The organism is Terrabacter sp. BE26 (assembly GCF_041941675.1).
Taxonomy (GTDB): domain Bacteria; phylum Actinomycetota; class Actinomycetes; order Actinomycetales; family Dermatophilaceae; genus Terrabacter.
The window spans coordinates 2,414,804-2,437,387 of the sequence record NZ_CP090122.1 but is presented as its reverse complement, the minus strand read 5'-3'; the positions used below and the strand labels follow the sequence as shown (position 1 = coordinate 2,437,387).

19 protein-coding genes, 1 tRNA gene and 1 other RNA gene are annotated in these 22,584 nt (G+C 72.8%); 11 read left to right on the top strand and 10 right to left on the bottom strand.

The genetic code is table 11. The features are described from left to right. Positions 1–6 precede the first annotated feature (6 nt). Positions 7–2,745, bottom strand: coding sequence for a DNA polymerase III subunit gamma and tau (locus LQK93_RS11270; RefSeq protein WP_374967881.1), 2,739 nt, complete (start codon positions 2,743–2,745; stop codon positions 7–9). Positions 2,746–2,945: 200 nt separating this feature from the next. Here LQK93_RS11270 and egtB point away from each other — a divergent pair, with 200 nt between their 5' ends. The 6 genes from egtB to eis all read left to right on the top strand — a co-directional run bounded on the left by egtB (position 2,946) and on the right by eis (position 9,310). Next, positions 2,946–4,235 carry an ergothioneine biosynthesis protein EgtB gene (egtB, locus tag LQK93_RS11265; protein ID WP_374967880.1) on the top strand — a complete coding sequence of 430 codons (1,290 nt, stop codon included), beginning with the start codon at positions 2,946–2,948 and terminating at the stop codon, positions 4,233–4,235. Next, on the top strand, positions 4,232–5,212 hold the full coding sequence (egtD, locus tag LQK93_RS11260; protein WP_374967879.1) for an L-histidine N(alpha)-methyltransferase: 981 nt from the start codon (positions 4,232–4,234) through the stop codon (positions 5,210–5,212). The genes egtB and egtD overlap by 4 nt, the downstream gene beginning before the upstream one ends. 72 nt (positions 5,213–5,284) lie before the next feature. Then, a complete protein-coding gene (locus tag LQK93_RS11255; RefSeq protein ID WP_374967878.1) occupies positions 5,285–5,746 on the top strand; it encodes a DUF3817 domain-containing protein in 462 nt (153 codons plus the stop codon). A gap of 143 nt (positions 5,747–5,889) precedes the next feature. Beyond that, positions 5,890–6,546, top strand: coding sequence for an ATP-binding cassette domain-containing protein (locus LQK93_RS11250; protein ID WP_374967877.1), 657 nt, complete (start codon positions 5,890–5,892; stop codon positions 6,544–6,546). A 30-nt stretch (positions 6,547–6,576) separates the two neighbouring features. After that, positions 6,577–8,013 carry a hypothetical protein gene (locus tag LQK93_RS11245; RefSeq protein WP_374967876.1) on the top strand — a complete coding sequence of 479 codons (1,437 nt, stop codon included), beginning with the start codon at positions 6,577–6,579 and terminating at the stop codon, positions 8,011–8,013. Between the two features lie 46 nt (positions 8,014–8,059). Further along, positions 8,060–9,310 (top strand): enhanced intracellular survival protein Eis, encoded by a 1,251-nt coding sequence (gene eis / locus LQK93_RS11240; RefSeq protein WP_374967875.1) that lies wholly within the window; start codon positions 8,060–8,062, stop codon positions 9,308–9,310. A gap of 178 nt (positions 9,311–9,488) precedes the next feature. Here the strand turns inward: eis and LQK93_RS11235 are convergent, their stop codons facing one another. Further along, positions 9,489–10,703 (bottom strand): MFS transporter, encoded by a 1,215-nt coding sequence (locus LQK93_RS11235; RefSeq protein ID WP_374967874.1) that lies wholly within the window; start codon positions 10,701–10,703, stop codon positions 9,489–9,491. A gap of 63 nt (positions 10,704–10,766) precedes the next feature. Here LQK93_RS11235 and LQK93_RS11230 point away from each other — a divergent pair, with 63 nt between their 5' ends. Next, complete coding sequence (locus LQK93_RS11230) at positions 10,767–11,849, top strand: LacI family DNA-binding transcriptional regulator (protein WP_374967873.1); 1,083 nt, start codon at positions 10,767–10,769, stop codon at positions 11,847–11,849. Here the strand turns inward: LQK93_RS11230 and ffs are convergent. Then, positions 11,850–11,948: signal recognition particle sRNA small type (gene ffs / locus LQK93_RS11225), an RNA gene on the bottom strand. 24 nt (positions 11,949–11,972) lie between these two features. Beyond that, positions 11,973–13,310 (bottom strand): MFS transporter, encoded by a 1,338-nt coding sequence (locus LQK93_RS11220; RefSeq protein WP_374967872.1) that lies wholly within the window; start codon positions 13,308–13,310, stop codon positions 11,973–11,975. Positions 13,311–13,422: 112 nt separating this feature from the next. Between LQK93_RS11220 and LQK93_RS11215 the strand changes: the two genes are divergently transcribed. Next, positions 13,423–13,896 carry a hypothetical protein gene (locus LQK93_RS11215; protein WP_374967871.1) on the top strand — a complete coding sequence of 158 codons (474 nt, stop codon included), beginning with the start codon at positions 13,423–13,425 and terminating at the stop codon, positions 13,894–13,896. 107 nt (positions 13,897–14,003) lie between these two features. On the opposite strand, the gene LQK93_RS11210 is transcribed toward LQK93_RS11215, so the two are convergent. The 3 genes from LQK93_RS11210 to LQK93_RS11200 form a co-directional block, all read right to left on the bottom strand. Further along, on the bottom strand, positions 14,004–14,777 hold the full coding sequence (locus LQK93_RS11210; protein WP_374967870.1) for a sortase domain-bontaining protein: 774 nt from the start codon (positions 14,775–14,777) through the stop codon (positions 14,004–14,006). A gap of 18 nt (positions 14,778–14,795) precedes the next feature. Beyond that, positions 14,796–15,575, bottom strand: coding sequence for a hypothetical protein (locus LQK93_RS11205; RefSeq protein WP_374967869.1), 780 nt, complete (start codon positions 15,573–15,575; stop codon positions 14,796–14,798). Positions 15,576–15,798: 223 nt separating this feature from the next. Next, positions 15,799–15,886 (bottom strand) — tRNA-Ser (locus LQK93_RS11200). Between the two features lie 86 nt (positions 15,887–15,972). Here LQK93_RS11200 and LQK93_RS11195 point away from each other — a divergent pair. The 3 genes from LQK93_RS11195 to LQK93_RS11185 are packed head-to-tail and all read left to right on the top strand — an operon-like array spanning position 15,973 to position 19,077. Continuing rightward, positions 15,973–16,953: an MBL fold metallo-hydrolase gene (locus LQK93_RS11195; protein ID WP_374967868.1), complete on the top strand. Its 981-nt coding sequence runs from the start codon at positions 15,973–15,975 to the stop codon at positions 16,951–16,953. Positions 16,954–16,965: 12 nt separating this feature from the next. After that, the gene (gene argF / locus LQK93_RS11190) at positions 16,966–17,979 is read left to right on the top strand and encodes an ornithine carbamoyltransferase (protein WP_374967867.1); all 1,014 of its coding nucleotides are present in this window, start codon (positions 16,966–16,968) and stop codon (positions 17,977–17,979) included. A 54-nt stretch (positions 17,980–18,033) separates the two neighbouring features. Next, a complete protein-coding gene (locus tag LQK93_RS11185) occupies positions 18,034–19,077 on the top strand; it encodes a metallophosphoesterase (RefSeq protein ID WP_374967866.1) in 1,044 nt (347 codons plus the stop codon). 91 nt (positions 19,078–19,168) lie between these two features. On the opposite strand, the gene LQK93_RS11180 is transcribed toward LQK93_RS11185, so the two are convergent. The 3 genes from LQK93_RS11180 to LQK93_RS11170 all read right to left on the bottom strand — a co-directional run bounded on the left by LQK93_RS11180 (position 19,169) and on the right by LQK93_RS11170 (position 22,553). Further along, positions 19,169–20,011 (bottom strand): polysaccharide deacetylase family protein, encoded by an 843-nt coding sequence (locus LQK93_RS11180; RefSeq protein WP_374967865.1) that lies wholly within the window; start codon positions 20,009–20,011, stop codon positions 19,169–19,171. 260 nt (positions 20,012–20,271) lie between these two features. Then, positions 20,272–20,949, bottom strand: a complete 678-nt coding sequence (locus LQK93_RS11175; protein WP_374967864.1) for a response regulator — start codon at positions 20,947–20,949, stop codon at positions 20,272–20,274. Further along, positions 20,946–22,553: an ATP-binding protein gene (locus tag LQK93_RS11170; RefSeq protein ID WP_374967863.1), complete on the bottom strand. Its 1,608-nt coding sequence runs from the start codon at positions 22,551–22,553 to the stop codon at positions 20,946–20,948. Before LQK93_RS11170 ends, LQK93_RS11175 begins: the two co-directional genes overlap by 4 nt. Positions 22,554–22,584: the final 31 nt, after the last annotated feature.

The following is a 22,584-nucleotide window of genomic DNA, read 5'->3' as shown; positions in this document are numbered from 1 at the left end:
GGTGGGTCACTCCTCGAGCTCTTGGACCACCCGGCCGCCGAGGACCTTCTCGATGACGGAACGGCCGACGTCGTTGGACTGCTCGATGACCTCGTCGTCGTGACTGACCGCCGAGTCGTCCGTGAGCGGCTGGCGCGGCTGCTCGTCGTCGGCGGGCCGGGAGCCTGCGGCGCGTGAGCGGGCCTGCGCGAACGACTGCCGCACCGCGCTGGCCCCACGGACCGCGGACGAGGTGGGCCGGTCGGCGGTGCCACCGTCGGCGCCGCCCCGGTCCGCTCCAGCCCGGTCACCGGCACTCGCCCGGGCATCCCCACCGGCAGTCCCACCGGCAGCCCCACCGGCGCGGTCGGTGCCGGACTCAGGCGTCACGGGCGCCGGCGCACCGGTGGCGCCCGAGGAGCCGGTGGGCGCGGCGGCCGCCGTGGGACCGGTGGCCCAGTCCGGCGCGGGGCCCGTGACGGAACCCCAACCGGCGTTGTCCTCGAGGGACCGCCCGGAGACGGGGCTCAGCCCGGCGTCCGCGAGCGCGGTGCCGCCGGTCCCCGCGGGCGGGGTGCCGCCGGCCCCTTCGGGCGCGAGGCCTCCGGGACCGGCGGACTCATGCCCCGCGCCGGCATCACCCCACGACGGTCGGGCCTGACCCCTGTCGCCCTGCGCTGTCGCGGGCCGTGCCAGGTCGGGAGGACCTGCCGGCTCGCCCTTCGTGGGCGGGTCGGGCGGTCCGGGAGGGACCGCGCCGGCCGGCGGCGCGACCGGAGCCTGCTGGGAGACGGTGTCGATGTGGACGCCGTCGACCACGGCATCGACGCCGAGCTCGTCGATGAGGGCCTGGCGCACGATGTCGGCGTGGTTGCCGGCCCGGAAGGTCTGGGTGAGCCCGGCCGTCGCGATGCCGAGCGTGAGCTTCTTGCCGTCGAAGGCGGTGACCTGCGCGTTCTGCGACACGAAGGTCCAGGTGATGCGGCGCATCGTGAAGATGCGACCGAGGACGTTGGGCCAGGCGCGGCGGATCGCGTCGGTGTCCATGCCGCCGCCGCTCGTGGCTGCAGCCTGCGCCTCTGCGCCGGCACCGTCTCGGGCTGCGTCGTCGGCAGCAGCGGCGCTCGCGGGACCCTCCCCGGCCGTCAGGTGGCGCTCGCCCTGCGGGGAGCCGCCGTGGGTGTCCACCGCTGAGGGCCCGCCCACGGACTCGCTCGGGGTCATGACGGGGGGCGCACCCACCGCGGCCCTCGCGGCGTCGACACGACCCGCGTCGCCGGGACCCGAGCCGCCGGCTCCGCCGCTGGACGAGTAGGACGCGGGCCCTGACGGGGCCACCCCGGCGCTCCGGCCACCGCCGCCCATGCCGCCCGCTGCGTGGGAGGCGCGGGACGCACCGCCGACGCCGCTCGCGGGCGGGGTGTAGTCGGAGACCGTGCGCGGGGGCGCCGACACGGCGTGGGAATCGGGAACAGAAGAAGCCATGGAGCCGCCCTGGCCGCCACCCGCGCCGCTGCCACCCGGCCCAGCGGGACCCGCGGGGGCAGCAGGTCGCGCACCGGGTGCCGGCGCGTGCGGTGCGCCGCCGGCGGCGCTGGGGACCCCACCGACCTCGAGGCGACGCTCGAGGCGGTCGAGGCGGGCGGCATACCCCTGCTCGCCGGAGGCGGCCGGCAGCAGGATGCGCGCGCAGATCAGCTCGAGCTGCAGCCGCGGCGCGGTGGCGCCGGTCATCTCGGTGAGACCGGTGTTGACGATGTCGGCCGCCCGCGAGAGCGCACCCGGGCCGAAGCCCGCCTGCTGGACCCGCATGCGCTCGAGCTGGTCCTCGGGCACCCCGCGCAGCACCTGCCCGGCGCCCTCGGGAATCGCCGCCACGATGATGAGGTCACGCAGCCGCTCGAGGAGGTCCTCGACGAAGCGGCGCGGGTCGTGCCCCGACTCGATGACCTTGTCGATCTGGCGGAAGGTGGCGGCACCGTCGCCGGCCGCGAGCGCGTCGACGGTGCTGTCGAGCAGCTCGCCGTCGGTGAAGCCGAGTAACGAGACGGCGCCGTCGTAGGTCAGCCCCTCGGGGCCTGACCCGGCGATCAGCTGGTCCAGCACGGACAGGGAGTCACGCACCGAGCCGCCGCCCGCGCGGGTGACGAAGCTCAGCACACCCGGCTGGGTCGCGACGTGCTCCGACTCGAGCAGGCGCTCCATGTAGGCGGTGAGCTTGGCGGGTGGGACCAGGCGGAACGGGTAGTGGTGGGTGCGCGAGCGGATGGTGCCGATGACCTTCTCGGGCTCGGTCGTGGCGAAGACGAACTTCACGTGCTCGGGCGGCTCCTCGACGATCTTGAGCAGCGCGTTGAAGCCCTGCGGCGTCACCATGTGCGCCTCGTCGATGATGTAGATCTTGAAGCGGCTCTGCGCAGGGCCGTAGCTCGCGCGCTCGCGCAGGTCACGCGCGTCGTCGACGCCGCCGTGGCTGGCCGCGTCGATCTCGATGACGTCGACGGAGCCGGAGCCGCCGCGCGCGAGCGCCACGCACGAGTCGCACGTGCCGCAGGGGGTCGGCGTCGGGCCCTGCTCGCAGTTGAGGCAGCGCGCGAGGATGCGCGCGCTGGTCGTCTTGCCGCAGCCGCGGGGGCCGCTGAAGAGGTAGGCGTGGTTGACCCGGCCCGTGCGCAGCGCCTGCATGAGCGGCTCCGTCACGTGCTCCTGACCGATGACGTCGGCGAAGCTCTCGGGCCGGTAGCGGCGGTACAGGGCGGTGGCCATGCCCGAAACCCTAACCGCCGCCACCGACGCCGGGAACGACGACCGAGGCACCCGCCCAGCCCGGTCGCCCCGGGGACGTCCGGGTGAACTCCTGTCGGCAATCGAGCGCTTGGACGGACGGCTGTCGGTTGCAGCGCCTAGGGTCGAACGATCGGTCGGCGGCACACCTCGTGCCGGCCACCGGACGGAGGAGGTCAACGATGCCCGACCCGACGTGGGATGCCGACACGATCGTCGCCCGCTACGACGAGGTGCGCGCGCACACCGAGACGCTCGCATCTCCCCTGTCCCCGGAGGACCAGACCGTCCAGTCCATGCCCGACGTCTCCCCGACGAAGTGGCACCGGGCGCACGTCACGTGGTTCTTCGAGACGTTCGTGCTCGCCGAGCACGAGCCGGCCTTCCGGCCCTACCAGGACAAGTACTGGTTCCTGTTCAACAGCTACTACGAGGGCGTCGGGCCGCGCTACGCCCGGGCACAGCGCGGCTTCATCACCCGCCCCGGCGCCCAGGACGTCGGCCTCTATCGCACCCACGTCGACGCCCGCATGCGTGACCTCGTGACCTCGCTCGACGGGGGCTCGCTGGAGAAGCTTGCCCCGACCATCGAGCTGGGTTTCCACCACGAGCAGCAGCACCAGGAGCTGCTGTTGATGGACATCAAGCACGTCCTCTCGGTCAACCCGCTCCAGCCGTCGTATGCCGGCACGCCCCTCGCGCCGTCCGCTCCCGACCCGCTGGGTTGGGTCGAGGTCGAGGGCGGCCTGGTCGAGGTGGGTCACCGCGGTGGCGGGTTCGCCTTCGACAACGAGCTGCCGCCGCACCAGCAGTGGCTCGAGCCCTACCGCCTGGCCGACCGGCTCGTCACCAACGGCGAGTGGCTCGAGTTCATGGCCGACCGCGGCTACGAGCGCCACGAGCTGTGGCTCTCCGACGGCTGGGCCAAGGTGCGCGGCGAGGGCTGGCGCGCCCCCTTCTACTGGACCGAGGTCGACGGCGTCTGGTTCGAGCACACGCTGAGCGGCACCCACCCCGTCGACCCGGGGCTTCCCGTGAGCCACGTCAGCCACTACGAGGCCGACGCCTACGCCACCTGGACCGGCCGGCGCCTGCCCACCGAGGGTGAGTGGGAGCACGCCGTCGTCGCCGACGGGCAGGCCGACGCCTCTGCGGCTGCGGGCAACCTCGCCGACACGCAGACCTTCCACCCGCGTCCGGCAGGGCCGCCCACCGGTCACCTGCGCCAGGTCTACGGCGACTGCTGGGAGTGGACGAGCTCGGCCTACCTCGCCTACCCCGGATACCACCCGCCGGCCGGGGCCATCGGCGAGTACAACGGCAAGTTCATGTCGGGCCAGATGGTGCTGCGCGGCGGCTGCGCCCTCACGCCGCCGCGTCACGCCCGCGCCACGTACCGCAACTTCTTCCCACCCGGCTCGCGGTGGGCCCTGTCGGGGGTCCGCCTCGCCGACGGAGGTGCTCGCGCATGACCGGTCACGAGCCTGTCGTCACCGTGGCCCTCGACCCCGACTGGGCCGCCGGGGCACTCGTCGACGACGTACGCCGCGGACTCGGTTCGCAGCCGCGCACCCTGCCGCCGAAGTGGCTCTACGACGACGTCGGCTCCGACCTCTTCGACGAGATCACCCGACTGCCCGAGTACTACCCGACCGAGGCCGAGCGGGCCATCCTGCGCGACCACGCCGACGACATCGTCGCTGCCTGCGACGCGACCACCGTCGTCGAGCTGGGCAGCGGCACGAGCGACAAGACGCGCACCCTGCTCGACGCCTTCGCGGCCGCCGGGACCCTCGAGCGCTTCGTGCCGGTCGACGTGTCCGAGCAGACGCTTCGCGACGCCGCGCAGATGCTCTCGCAGCGCTACCCGTCGCTGCGGGTCGAGGCCCTCGTCGGCGACTTCACGCTCCACCTCGCCCACCTGCCGAGCGGGGGCCGCCGCCTCGTCGCCTTCCTCGGCAGCACCATCGGCAACTTCTACGTCGAGGAGCGGGCCGCCTTCCTCGGGGCTCTGCACGACAGCCTCGAGCCCGGCGACTGGTTCCTGCTCGGCACCGATCTCGTCAAGAGCACCGACCGGCTCATCGCCGCCTACGACGACAGCCGTGGGGTCACCGCGGCCTTCGTGACGAACTGCCTTCGGGTGCTCAACCGCGAGCTCGGCGCCGACTTCGATCTCGACGGCTTCTCCTACGTCCCGTTCTGGGACCCACGGCAGGAGCGGATGGACCTGCGGCTGCGGGCCGACATGCCGCAGACGGTCTCCATCCCCGGTGCCGACTTGACGTTCGAGCTGACGCACGGCGAGGAGATCCGGGTCGAGATCTCCACGAAGTTCCGCCCCGACCGGCTGAAGGACGAGCTGGGCGCTGCCGGCTTCGCCGTCGAGCGCACCTGGAGCGACGGCGACGACGACTTCGCGCTGACCCTGGCCCGGCGGCGCGAGTGACGCGATTCGGCGATTTCTCCTCGGGTCGGTCAGACTGGACCCTCGAGCACTACACGATGTAGGAGACGCCGAATGACCCCTCGCACCCTGTACCGCCGGCTCGCCCTCGCCGAGGTGGTGACGTGGGCTCTGCTCCTGGTCGGCATGGGCCTCAAGTACGTCACGCACACCACCGAGCTGGGCGTGAAGGTCTTCGGGCTCGTGCACGGCGTCGTCTTCATCGCCTACTGCCTCGTCACCGTGCTGCTCTGGGTCAACCAGCGCTGGAGCGCACGCGAGGGCCTGCTCGGCCTGCTCAGCGCAGTGCCGCCGTTCCTCACGGTCTGGTGGGAGCGCCGCCTCGAACGCCGTGGCCGTCTCGACGGCGGCTGGCGCCTCGGCCGGGGCGGCGAGGCTCCCGCCAACCCGGCGGAACGCGTCGTCGCCGCCCTGCTCGCCCGGCCGATGGTGGCCGCGGCGGTGGGTGTCGTCGCCGTCCTGGGCCTGACCGGCGTGGCCCTCCTCGTCGGCCCGCCCGTCGGCAAGCAGGGCTGAGCCGGCCCGCCATTGCGAAGTGCCCATCGAGTGGGCACCTCCGTGCGCTCAGCGCGCTCGGAGCCGGACGGCATACGGTGGGGCTCGACGCGTGGCCCCGCGGAGAGCCCGGAGCGCCACGCCGCCGACGAAGGGAAGAGCGGATGGGCGCGGTCGCAGTGCTGGCCGGCGAGGTGCGGGCGCAGGGTGTCGGCAAGACGATCGACGAGACGACCCTGCTGCTGCCGACCGACGTCAGCGCCGACCCCGGCGAGTGCGTCGTCCTGCGCGGACCGAACGGCTCGGGCAAGACGACGCTGCTGCGGATCATCGGCGGCCTGCTCGCACCCTCGACCGGCACCTCGACCATCGGCGGGCGTGACGCCGACGAGCGTGACCGCGCCGTCCGCGCCGCCGTGGCAGCCCTGCTCGGCGCCCCGACGACCTACCGGGACCTGACGCTCATCGACCACCTCGTCCTCATCGACTCGACGTGGGGCGGCGACCCCGCCAGCTCCGACGACCGCGGCCTGGCCCTGCTGGACCGGCTCGGCATCGCCCACCTCGACGACCGGTTCCCGCACGAGCTCTCCTCCGGGCAGGAGCAGCTCTTCCGGCTCGCCCTGACCTTCTCGCGCCCCGCGAGCGTCGTGCTCCTCGACGAGCCGGAGCAGCGGCTCGACACCGGCAAGCGCCAGGTCGTCGCGAAGCTCATCGGCGAGCGCACCGAGGCGGGCGCCACCGTCGTCATGGCCTGTCACGACCCCGAGCTGACCGCCTCGCTCGCGACCCGCGTCGTCGACGTGGTCCCCGCCCGCTGACGTGCGACCCGACCTGGACCCGGACCCACGATGAGCGAGCGCGAGCCCCCGGCCGACGAGACGGCATACGACGGCACTGAGGACCGTCCCGCGTCGGGCGTCGAGGTGGACTACGACGACCACGACCTCCTCGGCCAGGCCGACTGGGTCATCGGCGGCGAGGCAGCCCGCAAGGCGAGGCAGCAGGGGCTGTATGCCGGCTACGTCCTCCTCCTCGGTGCGCTCGTCTACGGCGTGCCGATCGTCCAGACCGTCTTCCGCACGACCGACGCCACGTCCCTCGGGGAGCAGCTGCGCTCGCCCCTGGCGGTCGCGCTCCTCGTCGCCTCCGTGGCGGCCCTGCTCGGCGCCGTCGTGTTCGCCGGCCGCTTCCGCGGACCGGTCGTGCCGCCCATGCCGTGGATCGACCTCGTGCTCCCGGCGCCGCTCGACCGCGCCCTCGCCCTGCGACGGTGGTGGCGCTACGCCGCGATCGGTGGCCTCTTCGTGGGGGCCCTCGGCGGGTTGACCGTCGGCGCCGGGCTTGCCTTCGCCCACCTCGGCGGCATCGGCACCGTGGTCGTCACGACGCTCGCCGGGACGGCGCTCGGGATCCTCGCGACCCGGCTCTGGCTGTGGTCGCAGGTGCGCTCGTGGCCGGGACCCGACCGCGGCCTCAGCCTGCTGTGGCGCGTGCCCGACGCCCTGCGCGAGCTGCACTCCGAGTCGCTGCGCACCCACTCGGCCAACACGTCGACGATGGCCGGGTCGGCCTTGACCGGCAACCTCCGGACGGCGCGCCTTGCCCTGACTCGGCCGGTCCGGCACGGCCGCAGCGCACGCCTGCGCGCCGGACGCCCCTTCACCGTGCTGGTCCGACGCGACATCCTCGGCCTGCGGCGCACGCCCGGCGCCTTCCTCTCCGGGCTGGGGCTGACCCTGCTCGGGGGTGCCATCGTCACGTGGGCCTTCACCCAGCCTGCGGCACCGAGCATCGCCGCGACGATCGGGCTCCTGCCGCTCTACCTCGGGTTCGGGGCATGGGCCGAGGGACTGCGCCTGCAGGCCGACAACGTCGGCACCCCGTCGCTGCTCGGCGCCGGCGAGGTCACCGAGGCGGTCGCGCACGTCACCGTCCCCACGGCGCTCACGGTCGTCGTGCTCGCCGGCTGGGTCGCCGTGGCCGCCGCGCTCGGGTCGCTGCCCGTCAGCGCGCTGCTGTCCCTGTGGCTCGTGCTCGTGCTGCTCGTCTCGGGCAACGTGCTCGCTGCGTTCCGCGGCTCCCCCAGCTTCGTGCTGCGGCCGCAAACCATCGCCCTCTGGTATGCCGTGCCCGCCCTCACCGTCGTCGTCCTCGGTTCGCTCGTGGCGGTGCTGACGAAGAACGGCAGCTACACCGGGCTCTCGGTCGTCAGCTGGCTGGTCTACGCCGTGCTCGCGTGGGCGGTCTCCCGGGTGCGCCGCCTGACCTACCTGCACCGCGACTGAGCGGGCCGGTCTCCGCGGTGCCGCCCGACTCGTTAGGTTTCCGGGAATGAGCGAGCTGCGCACGCGCGACGTCGTCGAGTCCGACCTCCCGGCGGTCCTGTCCATCCGGGCCCGGTCCTTCGGGCCGCTCGGGGCCGGGGGTGAGCAGTGGTGGCAGCGGGTCTCGGGCGAGACGCTCGGCGGTCGGATGCTCGCCGTCGTCGACGAGTCCGACACCGTCGTCGGCGCCGGGCGCATCCGGCCCTTCGAGCAAGCCTGGGGCGGGCGCCACCTGCGGATGGGCGGCGTCGCCGGTGTCTACGTCGAGCCTAGCGCCCGCGGCCGCGGCGTCGCGACCACCCTGACCCGGGCCCTGGTCCGCCGGATGGGCGAGCTGGGTGACGTCGTGTCGTGCCTGTTCCCGACGACGCCGACGCTCTACCGCCGCACCGGCTACGAGGTCGGCGGCGTGCAGACCCGCACCACGTATGCCGGCCACCTCCTTCGTGCCCTCGGCACCTCCCGGGGCACCGCACAGGTGGCGCGCGGCGACGGGCTGCGACCGGCCCGGCCCGAGGACGCCCAGCGGCTGCACGACCAGGCGCGGGAGGCCGGCTCGAGGCACGGGCTGAGCGGTCCGATGGTGCAGTCCGTGGCGACCGTGCGGGGAGCGCTCGAGCGAAACGAGCTCATCGCGTACGTGGTGGACGGCGGGCACGTCGTCTACGACCTGTCCGAGCACGCCCTGACGGTCGAGGAGCTCGTCGCGACCACCCCGGAGGCCGCGGCCACGCTCTGGGGTGTCGTCGGGTCCGGCTCGTCGGCGGTCCCCACGGTCCACACCTACCTCGACCCGCGCGACCCGGTGGCGCTCGTGCTCGGCGGACTGCCGGAGACGGACGTCCGGCAGGTCCCGTGGATGGGGCGCGTCATCGACCTCGAGGCCGCCTGGCACGGGCGCGGCTTCAACCCGCACCTGTCGGTCGAGGTCGACCTGGTCGTGTCGGATGCCGAGGCGCCCCGCAACTCGGGGCGGTGGACTCTCGCCGTGTCCGGCGGGAGCGGCACCGCGACCCGCACCGACGGCACGCCGCTACGAGGAGATGGCGACACCCGACTGTCGCCCGACATCGCCTCGACCGGGCCGGCCGACGGGGAGGTTCTGCGCGTCGAGGCACGGGGACTGTCGGCGTTGTGGTGCGGCTGGTCCGTGTCGCGGCTGCGCCAGGCAGGCCTGGCGAGCGGAGGCACCCGGGACGCCGACGCCGCCCTGGACGCGGCCTTCGCGGCCCAGCCCTTCATCACCGAGTACTTCTGACCCTTCGCGGGGCGGGTCGGCCGGGTCAGCAGGGCCGGTGAGCGGTTGGCGGTGACACGTCGCACCCCGGCGCGACGGCATACCTCGAAGGAGTACCGGCACCGGTGGGTCGAGGTGGTGCGACGCGGCCCGGCGCGACGGCATACCTCCAACCCGGCGGGCTCTGCGGCGAGCCGACTCAGCGGTGGGCTGGAGCCTCGGCACGCACCGGCTCGCGGACGGCGGGGATGGCCAGCAGCGCCACGATGGCCATGGCCCCGACCACGAGCAGGGAGGGCAGCACACCGACGTGGTCGCCGAGGAAGCCGAGCAGGGGCGGGCCCGCGAGGAAAGCGGTGTAGCCGATCGTGGAGACGACGCTCATCCGCGCGGCCGCGCGCTTCGGGTCGTCGGCGGCGGCACTCATGCCGACGGGGAAGCCGAGGCTCGCGCCGACGCCCCAGACCGCCGCACCGACGAAGGCGAGCACCGGGCCGCCGAAGACCACGAGGACGCAGCCGACGACGGCCGAGACGAAGAGGACCCGGAGCACCGGCACCCGGCCGCGCTCGTCGAGGACGCGCGTCCCGAGCAGGCGCCCCGCGGTCATCGCGGTGAGGAAGACGGCGAACCCCACGACGCCGACCCAGCGCTCGAGCCCGTAGCCGTCCGACAGGGCGACGGCGACCCAGTCGTTCGCCGTGCCCTCGGTGAAGGCCGCGGCGAGCACGACGACCCCGATGAGCAGGGTGCGCGGCTCCAGCCATGCGGCGCCGATCCCGGCCTTCTCCTTGATCTCCGTGCCGTGCTCGTCGGTCTCGACCGAGCGGGGCAGGAAGACGCGCAGGAACCACGGCGTCACCACCAGTAGCAGCACGACGACACCGAGCAGGTGCGCTGCGACGGGCACGTGCAGGAAGGAGAGCCCCGCGCCGATGAGCGCACTGACGACCGTGCCGCCACTGAAGGCGGCGTGGAAGTGCGGCATGATCGAGTGACCGAGCAGCCGCTCGACCGCGGCGCCCTCGAGGTTCATGCTGACGTCGAAGACACCGGTGCCGAGCCCGACGAGGAAGAGCCCGGCCATGACGACGCCCCGGTTGTCGACGACGTCGACGCCGAGCCCGACGCCGAGGAGCCCGACGCTCTGGACGACGGCGGCGCCGAGAAGGGTCCGCGCAGCGCCGAGGTGGTGCACGATCCAGCCGGAGAGCGGCAGGCCGATGACCGAGCCGAGCGAGGCGGCCAGCAGGGTCAGCCCCAGCTGCCCGGCCGACAGGTCCAGCTCGTGCTTGATGTCCGGCACCCGGGAGGCGAAGGCCGCGAACGCCGCGCCGTTGACCGCGAAGGCCGCGAAGACGGCGGTGCGGGCCGTGCGGACGACGGCGGCCGACGGGCTGCTGACGGCGGGCATGCGACAAGCCTCTCAGAGGTGGTGGACATTTCGAAACGATTCGACTCGAAACGTTTCGATAGCATGCCTGCCATGGTCGCCCGTGGTCAAGCCCGTCCGACGCTCCGCGACGTCGCCGAGCGCGCGGGCGTCTCGGTCTCGACCGCCTCCCTCGTCTTCAGCGGGAAGGGCCCCGTCGCCGAGGCCACCGCCGACCGTGTCCGGGCCGCCGCCGCCGCGCTCGGCTTCACCGGGCCCAACCCGCTCGCGTCGTCGCTGCGCCAGGGCCGGTCCGGCGCGATCGGCGTGCTCGTGGAGGGGCGCCTGCGCATGGCCTTCCGCGACCCGTTCGCGATCGCCGTCCTCGACGGACTGGCGGAGGTCCTCGAGGCCGTCCCCACCGGCATGCTCCTCATCGGCCAGTCCACGAAGGACCCCGAGTCGGTCGTCCCGCAGCTGGCGCCGCTGGCCCTCGACGCCGTCGTGTTCTCCCTGTGCGGACCCGGGGAACACCCGGCGGTCGAGCACCTCGCAGCACGCGGCATACCGATGTTCAGCACCGGCGTCCCGAACGACCGACGGATCATCCAGGTGCGGGTGGACGAGCGGGCATCCGGTGCGGCGATCGCTGCCCACGTCCGGGACCTCGGGCACCGGCGCGTCGCGCACGTCGCCATGCCCATGCTGGCCACGAGCGCAGCGGGGCCGGTCCCTGAGGACGAGGTGCGGGCCGAGGACGCCTTCGTTCCGAGCGTGGGGCGGCTCCTGGGCTTCCGCGACGTCTTCGGCGCCGGGACCCCCGCGGTCCAGACGGGCGACGGCTCCTCGGTCGAGGGCGGCCTCATCGCCGGACGGGCGCTGCTCGACGTGCCACGAGGCGAGCGGCCGACCGCGATCGTGGCGCAGTCCGACGTCATCGCGGCAGGCGTCGTCCTCGCTGCCGAGGAGCTCGGGCTCCGCGTCCCCGACGACGTCAGCATCACGGGCTTCGACGGGGTCGACCTGCCGTGGCTGCCGCACCGGCTCACCACGATGGACCAGCGCGGCCGGGAGAAGGGCCGCACCCTGGGGACCCTGGTGCGCCGGCGCCTCGACAGCAAGCGGCCGCGGAGCGTCACCCAGCCGGTCGACCTGCGGGTCGGGACCACGACGGCCCGGGCGACCTGAGAAAAAGGGACACCCCGCGTACCTGGAAGAGCTCTCCTACCCTTGCTGCATTCCTGCCCTGGGGGAGTTCGGAGAGGTACCACCACGCGGGGTGCCGACGGTCAGTGTATGCCGCTGCCGACGTCAGCCGGAAATCGCCCCTTTCGTCACGGCGGAGGCCGCGGCCGGGACCTCGACGGGTGTCGGAATGGGAGCACGGAGGCCGTTGACATGGGCCGGCACCACACGCTCTACGAGGAGTGCGATGACGCCGAGCAGGACGCACCCGCCGACGAGGAAGCCGATGTAGACCCAGCCCAGGCCCCGGCCGACGAGGAACGAGGCGACGACGGGTCCGCCGGCGAAGGCGAGCGAGAACATCAGCGAGCTCAGCGCGTTGTAGCGGCCGCGCAGGTGGTCGGGTGCGAGGTCGTTGACCATGGCCGCGCTCGTCGGCTGGAGCATCGTCTCGCCGAGGCCGAAGACGCCGGCGACGGCGCAGAGCAGGACGGTGGCCGTCACGGTGCCGGGCACGAGCGACGTGGCGCCGAGCAGCGACCACGCCACGGCCCAGGTGGCCGCCATGACGACGGTCACGCGGGTGCGGCGGCGGCCCTCGATCCGCTGGAGCACGAACAGCTGCAGCAGGACGATGACGACCGTGTTGGCGGCGAACGCGTAACCGAGCCCCTCGGTCGAGACCTGCCCCTCGGCGCGGGCGTAGGCGGGCATGCCGACGTTGAGCTGCGGGTAGCTGACGACCGCGGCCACCGCGCCGAGCGCGAGCAGGGCCCGCAGGTGCCGGTCGCGCAGCAGCGTGAGGTAGGAGATCCGCGCCCCGGCGTCGTGGTGCGGCGCTGTCGTCGCCGGGCCGCCGGCCCGTCGCAGGGGGCCGAGCAGGATCGCGAGCGGCAGCAGGTAGCTGACCGCGTCGAGGAGGTAGATGGTGACGAAGGTGCCGGGCCGGCCCACGTCGACGAACCGGCCCCCGACGATGCCGCCGCCGCCGATGCCAAGGTTGAGCAGCGTGAAGTTGATGCCGAAGTAGCGCTGCCGCTGGTCGCTCGGCACGATGGACCCCACCAGCGAGCTCGACGCCGGCCACACCACCCCGAACCCGTAGCCGAAGAACAGCAGCGCGACCGTGGCCTGCGGCAGCGTCGTGGCCAGAGCCAGGAGGACGTCGCCGACGAGGAGCGCCACCAGCGCGCTGGCGTAGACCCACCGGGCCCCGATGCGGTCGATGAGGGCGCCCGCCGGGGTCACGAGCACGATGCCGACGCCCGCCTGGAACGCCAAGAGCAGACCGACGGTCTCGAGCGAGATGCCGCGCACCTCGTGGAGGTAGACGACGAGGAACGGCAGGACGAGGCCGGTGCCGATCGACTGGACGAGGACGGTGGAGATGAGCCAACGGCCCTCCCGGGGCAGGTCGTGCCAGAAGGAGGACAGCGGCGGGCGCGTGGTGCTGGTCGAGCTCACCGGGGCAGTCTGCCGTGCCCCACCGACAGTGGTCGTCTGCTTTTTGCGGGACCTTCGGCCCTGCCGGCCGCGTGCGGGGCGGCCCAGCGTGGAAGCAGCAAAGGGGGTCAGCATGTCCATCCTCGACCAGCAACGCCGGTCCTCCTCTCCAGCCGAGCCCGAGGCGCCCGGGCGCAAGGTCGCCCTGGCACTCGGGGTCCTCGGACTCCTCGTCGCGACAGGCGCGTTCATCGTGCCGAGCCCGACCCTCACCGACCTGTGCTGGGCCGTCGGGTTCGGCATCCTCTTCGTCGCCCTCGTCGTGACGCTCGTCGGGGTCGTCCGTGCCCGTGGCGACCGGCTCAGCGCAGCACCGACCAGCGTCGCGGGGTGGATCAGCCTGGCCTGCTTCCTCGCTGCGGTGGCCTTCGCCTTCACCCCGTTCGGCGAGATCAGCCTGGCGCTCGGGATCGTCGCGGCCTCATTGGCGGTCGGGGCGGTGACCGTCTCGCGGGAGCGGTCGGTTCCGGTGATCACGCTCCCCCTGCTCGGCGGGGTGTTCGTGCTGGCGTTCGTCCTCGGCGAAGTGCTCATCGGCCGACCGTGAGCGCCGGCCACCGTGGGCGTACGCGGTCAGCTGGCGTACGCGACGCGTGGGCGAACGCGCACGCCGGGCGTACGCGTACCCAGTCATCGCGGGTCAGGTGGCCGACGTCAGGTGGCTGACGTCAGGTGTCCGAAGACGACGACGTTGTCGCGGTACTCGTTGCGGCTGTCCGTGGGGCCGCCGCACGTCACCAGCCGGATCTCGGCCCGGGTGAAGTCGCCCCGGTAGACCAGCGCAGTCGGGAACTCGGTCTTGCGGAAGGCCGCGATCCGGTCGACCGTGAAGGTCAGGTGCGAGCCGTCCTCGCGGGTGATGCGCACGAGGTCGCCCGCCTTGACGCGACCTAGCCGGTAGAAGATCCCCGGCACGCCGGAGGGCGTGTCGACGTGCGCGGCGAGGACCGCGGGGCCGAGCTGCCCAGGCGTCGGACCCCCGTCGTAGAGCCCGACCTCCTGGGCCGTCCCGGGCACGGAGATCGTGCCGTTGCGCTGGGTCCCCAGCGTGACGAACCGCGTGGACCGCACCCCGATGGACGGGATCTCGATCGACGTCGGCTGCGACGCCGCGAGGAAGGTGCCGATCCCGCCGTCACCGGCTGCCCCGCCGTCACCGGATCCGGGCGTCGCCACCCGGCCCGGCGACACCGGGGTATCCCTTCCCGAGGCACCGGTCGCCGCGGTCGACGAGCCGGGGACCGGCGAGGTCGCCGGGACGGCCCCAGCGGCCGCGGGCCGCGGCGGGCCAGGTGTCCCGGACGTCCCTCGAAGGCCGAGCACGAGCGCGACCGTCCCGACGAGGAGCAGGACCACCGTGGCCGCCAGGGCCGCGACAACAGCGGGTGGCAGCCGCCGACCGCCTCGGGGCGAGGTGCGCTCAGTCATCAGAGGCGTGCCGTTCGCTCAGGCGCGCGACCGCGCGCGGCGCGCGGCGAAGGCACCGGTCCCGGCCGCCGCGAGGAGAGCGCCGCCACCGAGGAGCGTGAGGGCCTCGTTCTGGCCGCCGGTCTTGACGCTGTCGGCGGCGAGACCGCCTCCGGTGTGCATGCCGCCGACTGGGGCCGCCCGCAGGGCGCCGCACAGGGCCGGGTCGGTGGCCTCGGTGGGCAGGGACGGCATCAGGTCGCTCTTCGTCGCGCCGGAGTACTTGCCGTCCTTGTTGTAGTCGACGCCGTGGATGACGACGACGGACTCACCGGCCGAGATCGCCTGGGCGACGGCGCTGGAGACCTTGATGCTGCCGCGCTGGTAGGCGATCTTGCCGCCGGGGGCAGTGGAGAAGCGGTCGATCGCCAGGCCGGACTTGGGGCTCGTGTCACCGGTCTTGGTCAGCGACACGACGATGTCACCGTAGGCCGGACCACCCTCGGTCGTGTTGAGGTGGCCGTCACCGTTCTTGTCGTCGGACAGGATCGGGCACTCATGACGCGCGGAGGCGCCGAAGTGGATGTGCGCGGCGTGCGGGTTGTCCGGCAGCAGGCCGTTCGCGGCCATGGTGACGGTGATCGTGTCGCCCTTGACGTCGACCATGGCGGTGCCACTGCCCTGCACGCCGTTGCCGGCGACCGGCCTGAGGTTGGCGCTCACGGAGCCGTCGGCGGCGAAGGCCGGACCGATGCTGAGAGCCATGGCTGCGGCTGCTGCGAATCCTGCGCCGGCGATCCGAGTGGTGGTGGTGCGCATCTGGTGTTCCCTCCATGACGGGGAGATGAGCCGTCCCCCGGCTGGCGCCGGCGAGCGGTGGCCGTAGTCGACCGTCTCCAGGCCCGGGGTTCGCCGCGAACGCGTGGGCGGATTGGAGCCTTTGGCAAAAAGTTCCGGGCAGCTCACCTGTCCGTATGCGTCCACCGAGAGCCGGGGACGCAGCAAGCCCCACCGCGCTACGCGCGATGGGGCTGCTGTCATGTGGCGGAGGATGGGGGATTTGAACCCCCGAGGGTTTTATCCCAACACGATTTCCAATCGTGCGCACTAGGCCACTATGCGAATCCTCCGTCGCGCAGGCTACCGGAGCCGGACCCCATGCAAGAAATCGAGCCCGTGGCGCCGCGCGGTCGTCGACCGCGAGCACAATCCCTCCATGCCCTCCACAGAGCCGGTCCCCCTCGACACCCGCGTGTGCTGGATCCACGGCTCGCCGTCCCCACGGCACCTGACCGACCCGCCACTGCAGGTGCACCACCTGGCGCCCGGCACCGTGCTCATCCGCCAGAGCAAGGACGTGACCTTCGAGGCGCCGTTCATCCTGCTCCTCCTCGGCGAGCGCCGGGCCCTGCTGCTCGACACCGGCGCCGTCGACGGCGCAGCGCTCCGGGCGTCCGTGGACGGGCTCGTCGAGGACTGGCTGGCCACGCGGACCGGGCCCGGCGCATACGACCTCGGCTCCTACGAGCTCGTCGTCGCGCACACGCACGCGCACGGCGACCACGTCGCCGGCGACGCCGCGTTCGCCGACCGCCCGGCCACGACGGTCGTCGGGCACGACGTGGCGGCGGTGCGGGCGTTCTTCGGTATCGCCGACTGGCCCGGCCAGTTCGTCTCCTTCGAGCTCGGCCGGCGCACGCTCGACATCCTCGGGATCCCCGGGCACCACGCGACCTCGATCGCGGTGCACGACCCGACGACCGGCCTGCTCCACACCGGCGACACCGTCTACCCGGGACGGATCTACGTCGACGACCCCCCGGCTCTCCTGGCCACACTCGACCGGCTCGTCGCCTTCGCGCACGACCGCGGGGTCCGCCATGTCCTCGGCTGCCACGTCGAGATGACGACGACCCCGGGCCGCGACCACCCGCTCGGCGCGCGCTACCAGCCCGACGAGCCGTCGCCGTTCATGACGGTGGCGCAGCTGGCGGCCGTGCGCGACGCCTTCGTCACCGTCGGCGGGCGGCCGGGCATCCACCGTTTCGACGACGTCGTCTTCTGCGTGGGCAAGGGCCCTCGGGTGCTGGTGCCGCTCCAGGCCCGAGCCCTCCTCGAGCGCGCCCGCTGGCAGCTCGGGCTCCGGCGCGCCATGCGGACGACTGAGACCGGATTGCCGCACGACGACCGCGCCTGAAACCATCCGACCATGTCGCTCGCCACGCTCCACCGCCGCAACCTGCTCAAGGAGACCGACCTGACACCCGACGAGTTCCGGGCGCTGCTCGACCTCGCCGCCGAGCTCAAGGCCGCCAAGCGGGCGGGCAGCGAGGAGCGACGCCTGGCCGGCAAGAACATCGCCCTGCTCTTCGCGAAGACCTCGACCCGCACCCGCTGCGCCTTCGAGGTGGCCGCGGCCGACCAGGGTGCGAGCACGACCTACCTCGACCCGGTCGGCTCGCAGATGGGCCACAAGGAGTCCGCCAAGGACACAGCCCGCGTGCTGGGCCGCTTCTACGACGGCATCGAGTACCGCGGCGCCGGACACGATGTCATCGAGACCCTCGGCGCCTTCGCCGGTGTGCCGGTCTGGAACGGCCTCACCGACGACTGGCACCCGACGCAGTCCCTCTGTGACGCCCTGACGATGCGCGAGCACGCGGGCAAGCCCGACGAGCAGATCGCGTACGCCTACGTCGGCGACGCCCGCTTCAACATGGGCAACTCGCTGCTCGTCACGGGCGCCATCCTCGGGATGGACGTGCGCATCGTCGCGCCCCGGTCGCTGTGGCCCGCCGAGTCCGTCGTCGCCATCGCGAGGAGGTATGCCGCCGCGACCGGCGCGCGCGTCACGCTGACCGAGGACGTGGCCGAGGGCGTGCGTGGCGTCGACTTCGTCCACACCGACGTCTGGGTCTCGATGGGCGAGCCGAAGGAAGTGTGGGCCGAGCGCATCGCGCTGCTCACCCCCTACCAGGTGAACGCGGACCTCCTTGCGCTGACAGGCAATCCGCAGGTCAAGTTCATGCACTGCCTTCCTGCCTTCCACGACCTCGAGACGGCGGTCGGCATGGACGTGCACGAGCAGTTCGGGCTCAAGGAGCTCGAGGTCACCGACGACGTCTTCGAGTCGCCCGCGTCGGTCGTCTTCGACCAGGCCGAGAACCGCATGCACACCATCAAGGCGCTCATGGTCGCCACGCTGGTCCAGCTCGACGCCTGACGTTCACCTGTTCGTGGTGGTGGCGGCCGCCCGCGGTGCGGCATAACGGCAGTCATGCACCTTTCGCGCCCACCTGCCCTCGCGGCCGCCGCCGCCTCGCTCGTCGTCCTCTCCGCCGCAGCCGCCACGGCCGCCGCTGCATCGCCGGCGGGCGCGCCGGGCCAGGGCAAGGACGGGCACTACCACTTCGCCGTCATCGGCGACGTTCCCTACGGCGACGCCCAGGTCGCGGCGTTGCCGAAGTGGATCGACCAGATCAACGCGACGCCGGACCTGTCGTTCACCATCCACGTCGGCGACATCAAGAACGGCTCGTCGAAGTGCACCAACGAGTACTTCGGCATGATCCGCAGCCAGTTCGACCGCTTCACGATGCCGCTGGTCTACACGCCCGGCGACAACGAGTGGACCGACTGCCACCGTGCCAACAACGGCACCTACAACCCGCTCGAGCGCCTCTCCGCGATCCGCTCGACGTTCTTCGACGGTCCTGGCCACACGCTCGGCGCAGACATGACCGTCGCGTCGCAGGCTGCATCGGGCTTCCCGGAGAACGTGTCGTTCCGTCGGCAGGGTGTCGACATCGCAACGCTGCACGTCGTCGGCAGCAACGACGGTCTGCTCCCCTGGCCGGAGCTCGGCCACACGACGCCGACGCCCGAGCAGGTCGCCGAGGAGCGGGCCCGCATGGACGCCGCTGTGGCGCAGGTCCGCTCGGCCTTCGCGGACGCGCGGCAGCGCCACGACCGCGCCGTCGCGCTCTTCCTGCAGGCCGACATGTTCGACCCGACCTACGACGTGACGTGGGCCGACAACTCTGCCTTCCAGCCGCTCGTGCGCGAGCTGGTCGCACAGTCGAACGCCTTCGACGGCGAGGTCTACCTCTTCAACGGTGACAGCCACGTCTACAACTCCGACCGGCCGCTCGCTGCCGGCTCGAAGTGGCTCTCGTTCTACGGCGTGCAGGGCTCAGCCGAGAACCTGACCCGCGTCACGGTCGACGGCTCCAGCAACAACAAGGACTTCCTCGAGGTCACCGTCAACCGCCCCGGCGCCGACCACGTCCTCTCCTGGAAGCGCGTGCCCTACACCTCCTGAAGGTGCTGGCCTCTCCACCCCGTATGCCGGGAGGGTCCCGCCGGTCTGCGCGCGCCCTCGCAGCCGAGCGGGACTCTCTCGCCCGGTCCCGTCAGGGCCGGACCAGTCCGCTCGTCCCGTCCATGGCCACGAACCGGTACCCGCGGGCCCGGTACCACTCGATGACGGCCGGCAGGGCAGCCACGGTGTTCGGCCGGTCGGAGAAGGTGTGCCCCTTGGGTTCCGGCGACATCTTTCCGGCATGCATCAACACGATCGGATGGTTCCGGTCCACGGCGTAGCGCAGGTCGGTGGCGCGCCTGACGATGCCGGCGGTCGCCGTCCTGGTCAGCTGGCGCTGCTCGGACCAGTCTCGCGAGTCGACCGACCAGAGCACGTTCTGCAGGCCCAGGGCTCGCGTGGTGGCAGGGACGTTGTTCATGTTCCCGCCGGGTGGCCGGAAGAAGCAGGGGCGCCGCCCCGTCAGTCTCTGCTGCTGGTTCGCGGTCGTCGTGATCTCCCGGGTCAGGTAGGGCACCGACCAGTTGCCGTTGGCCTTCGAGGGGTAGACGTGGTTCCACGTGTGCGGCTCCACGAGGTGGCCGTCGCGCGCCGCCGCCGAGACCACGGCCGGCATCTTGGCATCCTCGGACCCGATGTCGAAGAACGTTGCCCGCACGCCGTAGCGGCGCAGGATCTTCAGTACGGAGGTCATGTCGGTGGCCGAGCTGTCGTCGAAGGTGAGCGCGACCGTCCTGCCGGAACCGGGAGCCCGTCGGGTGGTGGTGCCCGCCAGCCTGGTGTTGCAGCCCGACGCAGCTGCCCGCTGCACCGTGACACCCGATGCCGACGGCGCCGCCGTGGAGACGGCCGCACCTCGGCTCGACAGGGCGGCCACGCTGGAGGTCGGGCTGCCGAGAGCGGCCATCCCGGTCAGCGCGATGGCGGCGCTCACCGTTGCGACCACCTTGCGGTGACGGCGTTGCGGCGTCGGCGACATCTGGGCGTGCGGCAAGAGGGTCCTCCGGGAAGTGGGGTCGCTGGGAGCCGCCGTGGCAGGCGGTGGCTAGGTGCCGGGATCCAACGTGGGGGAAACCTACTGGTCACGCCGAGGAGTGCCCTGCTCCCCACCCGCGACACGCTGGCGCCGGACGCCGCGAACGCGCTGCCGCCCGCAGCGCCAGACGGGCCGGAGACAGCGGTTGGACGGCCGCCTCAGCCGCGGCGCGGGAGGTAGCGGTGCTCCGGCCGGCCCGTCGAGCCGTACGTCAGGTCAAGGTCGAGCAGCTGCTTCTTGACCAGACCGGCGAGGTAACGCTGGGCCGTCGGCCGGCTCGCCCCGAGGATCTCCGCGACCTCGGCCGCCCCGATCGGCGCCGGCGCCGAGGCCACGATCTCCAGGACGCGCGCCATCGTCGGCTGCAGTGACCGGGTCGCCGCGGCGCGCCGGGGCGGCGCACCGCGCAGGCTGTAGAGCGCATCCACGACGTGCTGGTCGGCCTCGGGCGCCCGGTCGATCCGCTCGGACCACGCGCGGTAGCCCTCCAGCTGCTCGCGCAGGGCGGCGAAGCTGAACGGCTTGACCAGGTAGTAGAAGGCTCCGAGCTGCATGGCCGAGCGCACCGAGTCGATGTCCCGTGCCGCGGTGACGAGCAGGAAGTCGGGCACCCGCTCCCCCGACGCCGCCACCTGCCGCACGAGGTCCAGGCCGCTGAAGTCGGGCAGGTACATGTCGAGCAGCAGCAGGTCGGGCTGCGCCGACGCCACCAGCTCGCGGGCCTCGGCCCCGGTGTGGGCCTCCCCCACCACACTGAAGCCGGGCACCCGCGCGACGCTCAGGGCGTGGGCGTGGGCGACGTGGTAGTCGTCGTCGACGACGAGGACGCGGATCATGGGGCTCCTTGACGGACGTGCAGCGGCAGGTGCACCTCGAACGTGGCGCCGGCGGCCGAGGTCGCACTGATCGTTCCTCCGGCGCGCGTGACGAGACGGTGGACCAGAGCAAGGCCCACGCCCCGGCGCATGGCACCACGGGGTGCCTTGGTGGAGTAGCCGTCGAGGAAGACGTCGGCGAGACGGTCCTCCGGGATGCCGGGGCCGGAGTCCGACACGGTGAGCTCGAGCGTGTCCGTCGTGCCCCACAGGCGCACGACGACCTCGCCGCGCGGGTGGGTCCCGACGGTTCGAGGGTCGTCGGCGACCGCGTCGACGGCGTTGTCGATGAGGTTGCCGAGCACGGTCACCAGGGGCAGCTCCTCGTCACGGCCCGCCTCCAGGCGGCTCGTCGGGTCGAGGCGCACGACGACGTCGCGCTCCGCGGCCACCGTCGTCTTCGCGAGCAGCAGGGCCGCGACGACCGGGGAGCCGACCCGCGCCCGGATCTCCTCGCTGACCAGGACCGTCTCCGCCTGCAGCTCCCGGCTGTAGCGCATCGCCTCCTCGACCTCGCCGAGCTCGAGCAGGACCGACAGCACGTGCAGCCGGTTGGAGAACTCGTGCTCCTGTGCTCGCAGGGCCGTCGACAGCCCCTCCACGGAGTCCAGCTGCCGCACCAGCGCCTCGAGCTCGGTGCGGTCGCGGATCGTGACGACCCAGCCGACGTTGCGACCCCCGACGAGCACGGGCATCCGGTTGAGCACCAGCAGGTGCTCGTCGGTCACCGCCACCAGGTCCACGCCCCCGACCTCGCCGGTGACGATCCGGCGCAGCCGACCGTCGGGAATGACCTCTTCCACGCGCTGGCCGATGCCTGTCGAGTCGATCCCGAGCAGGCGGCGGGCCTCGTCGTTGAGAACGTTGATGGCGCCCTTGGCGTCCACGGCGAGCACCCCTTCCCGTATGCCGTGCAGCATCGCCTCGCGCTCCTGCATGAGCGCGACGATCTCGGCCGGCTCGACCCCGAAGGTGACCCGCTTGATCGCCCGGGCGAGCAGCAGCGAGGCGGCCACGCCCAGCGCGAGGGCGATCCCGGCATACAGCGCGATGTCGAGGACCTCGGCGTTGAGCCGGACCCCGACCTCGGACTCGAGGATGCCGACCGAGACCTCCCCCACCGGGCGACCGGCCGCGTCGACGATGGGCGCCCGCGCGTTGGCCGAGCGCCCGAGGCTGCCCTCGTCGATGCCGGTGTGCACCTGCCCGTCCAGGGCGACGACCGGCTCCTCGATGCGCTGGCCGACCAGCGCCGGGTTGGGATGGGAGTAGCGCCGTCCCGTCCGGTCGATGATGACGACGTAGGACGCGCCGGTCGAGGCACGCACCTGCTCGCCGAGGGCGGGCAGCACGTGCCCCGGGTCTCCGTCCGACACGGCTCGCGCCACCTGCGGCACGCGGCCCAGCGTGACGGCGATCCCGCTGGCCTGCTCGATGGCCCGAGTGTCGGCCTGCTGCGACGTCAACCGCGCGAAGAGGGCGAAGCCCACGGCGAGCGTCGCGACGACGATCCCGAGCACGGCCACGAGGATCCGCGCCGCCAGCGTCCTGCCCAGTCGCGGCATCCTGCTCCTCCGCTCCCGCCCACGCGTCGTT

Excerpts from the sequence above, each read along its gene's own strand:
- LQK93_RS11270 (WP_374967881.1), bottom strand. The coding sequence starts at position 2,745 with ATGGCCACCGCCCTGTACCGCCGCTACCGGCCCGAGAGCTTCGCCGAC.
- egtB (WP_374967880.1), top strand. The coding sequence starts at position 2,946 with ATGCCCGACCCGACGTGGGATGCCGACACGATCGTCGCCCGCTACGAC.
- egtD (WP_374967879.1), top strand. The coding sequence starts at position 4,232 with ATGACCGGTCACGAGCCTGTCGTCACCGTGGCCCTCGACCCCGACTGG.
- LQK93_RS11255 (WP_374967878.1), top strand. The coding sequence starts at position 5,285 with ATGACCCCTCGCACCCTGTACCGCCGGCTCGCCCTCGCCGAGGTGGTG.
- LQK93_RS11250 (WP_374967877.1), top strand. The coding sequence starts at position 5,890 with ATGGGCGCGGTCGCAGTGCTGGCCGGCGAGGTGCGGGCGCAGGGTGTC.
- LQK93_RS11245 (WP_374967876.1), top strand. The coding sequence starts at position 6,577 with ATGAGCGAGCGCGAGCCCCCGGCCGACGAGACGGCATACGACGGCACT.
- eis (WP_374967875.1), top strand. The coding sequence starts at position 8,060 with ATGAGCGAGCTGCGCACGCGCGACGTCGTCGAGTCCGACCTCCCGGCG.
- LQK93_RS11235 (WP_374967874.1), bottom strand. The coding sequence starts at position 10,703 with ATGCCCGCCGTCAGCAGCCCGTCGGCCGCCGTCGTCCGCACGGCCCGC.
- LQK93_RS11230 (WP_374967873.1), top strand. The coding sequence starts at position 10,767 with ATGCCTGCCATGGTCGCCCGTGGTCAAGCCCGTCCGACGCTCCGCGAC.
- LQK93_RS11215 (WP_374967871.1), top strand. The coding sequence starts at position 13,423 with ATGTCCATCCTCGACCAGCAACGCCGGTCCTCCTCTCCAGCCGAGCCC.
- LQK93_RS11210 (WP_374967870.1), bottom strand. The coding sequence starts at position 14,777 with ATGACTGAGCGCACCTCGCCCCGAGGCGGTCGGCGGCTGCCACCCGCT.
- LQK93_RS11205 (WP_374967869.1), bottom strand. The coding sequence starts at position 15,575 with ATGCGCACCACCACCACTCGGATCGCCGGCGCAGGATTCGCAGCAGCC.
- LQK93_RS11195 (WP_374967868.1), top strand. The coding sequence starts at position 15,973 with ATGCCCTCCACAGAGCCGGTCCCCCTCGACACCCGCGTGTGCTGGATC.
- argF (WP_374967867.1), top strand. The coding sequence starts at position 16,966 with ATGTCGCTCGCCACGCTCCACCGCCGCAACCTGCTCAAGGAGACCGAC.
- LQK93_RS11185 (WP_374967866.1), top strand. The coding sequence starts at position 18,034 with ATGCACCTTTCGCGCCCACCTGCCCTCGCGGCCGCCGCCGCCTCGCTC.
- LQK93_RS11175 (WP_374967864.1), bottom strand. The coding sequence starts at position 20,949 with ATGATCCGCGTCCTCGTCGTCGACGACGACTACCACGTCGCCCACGCC.
- LQK93_RS11170 (WP_374967863.1), bottom strand. The coding sequence starts at position 22,553 with ATGCCGCGACTGGGCAGGACGCTGGCGGCGCGGATCCTCGTGGCCGTG.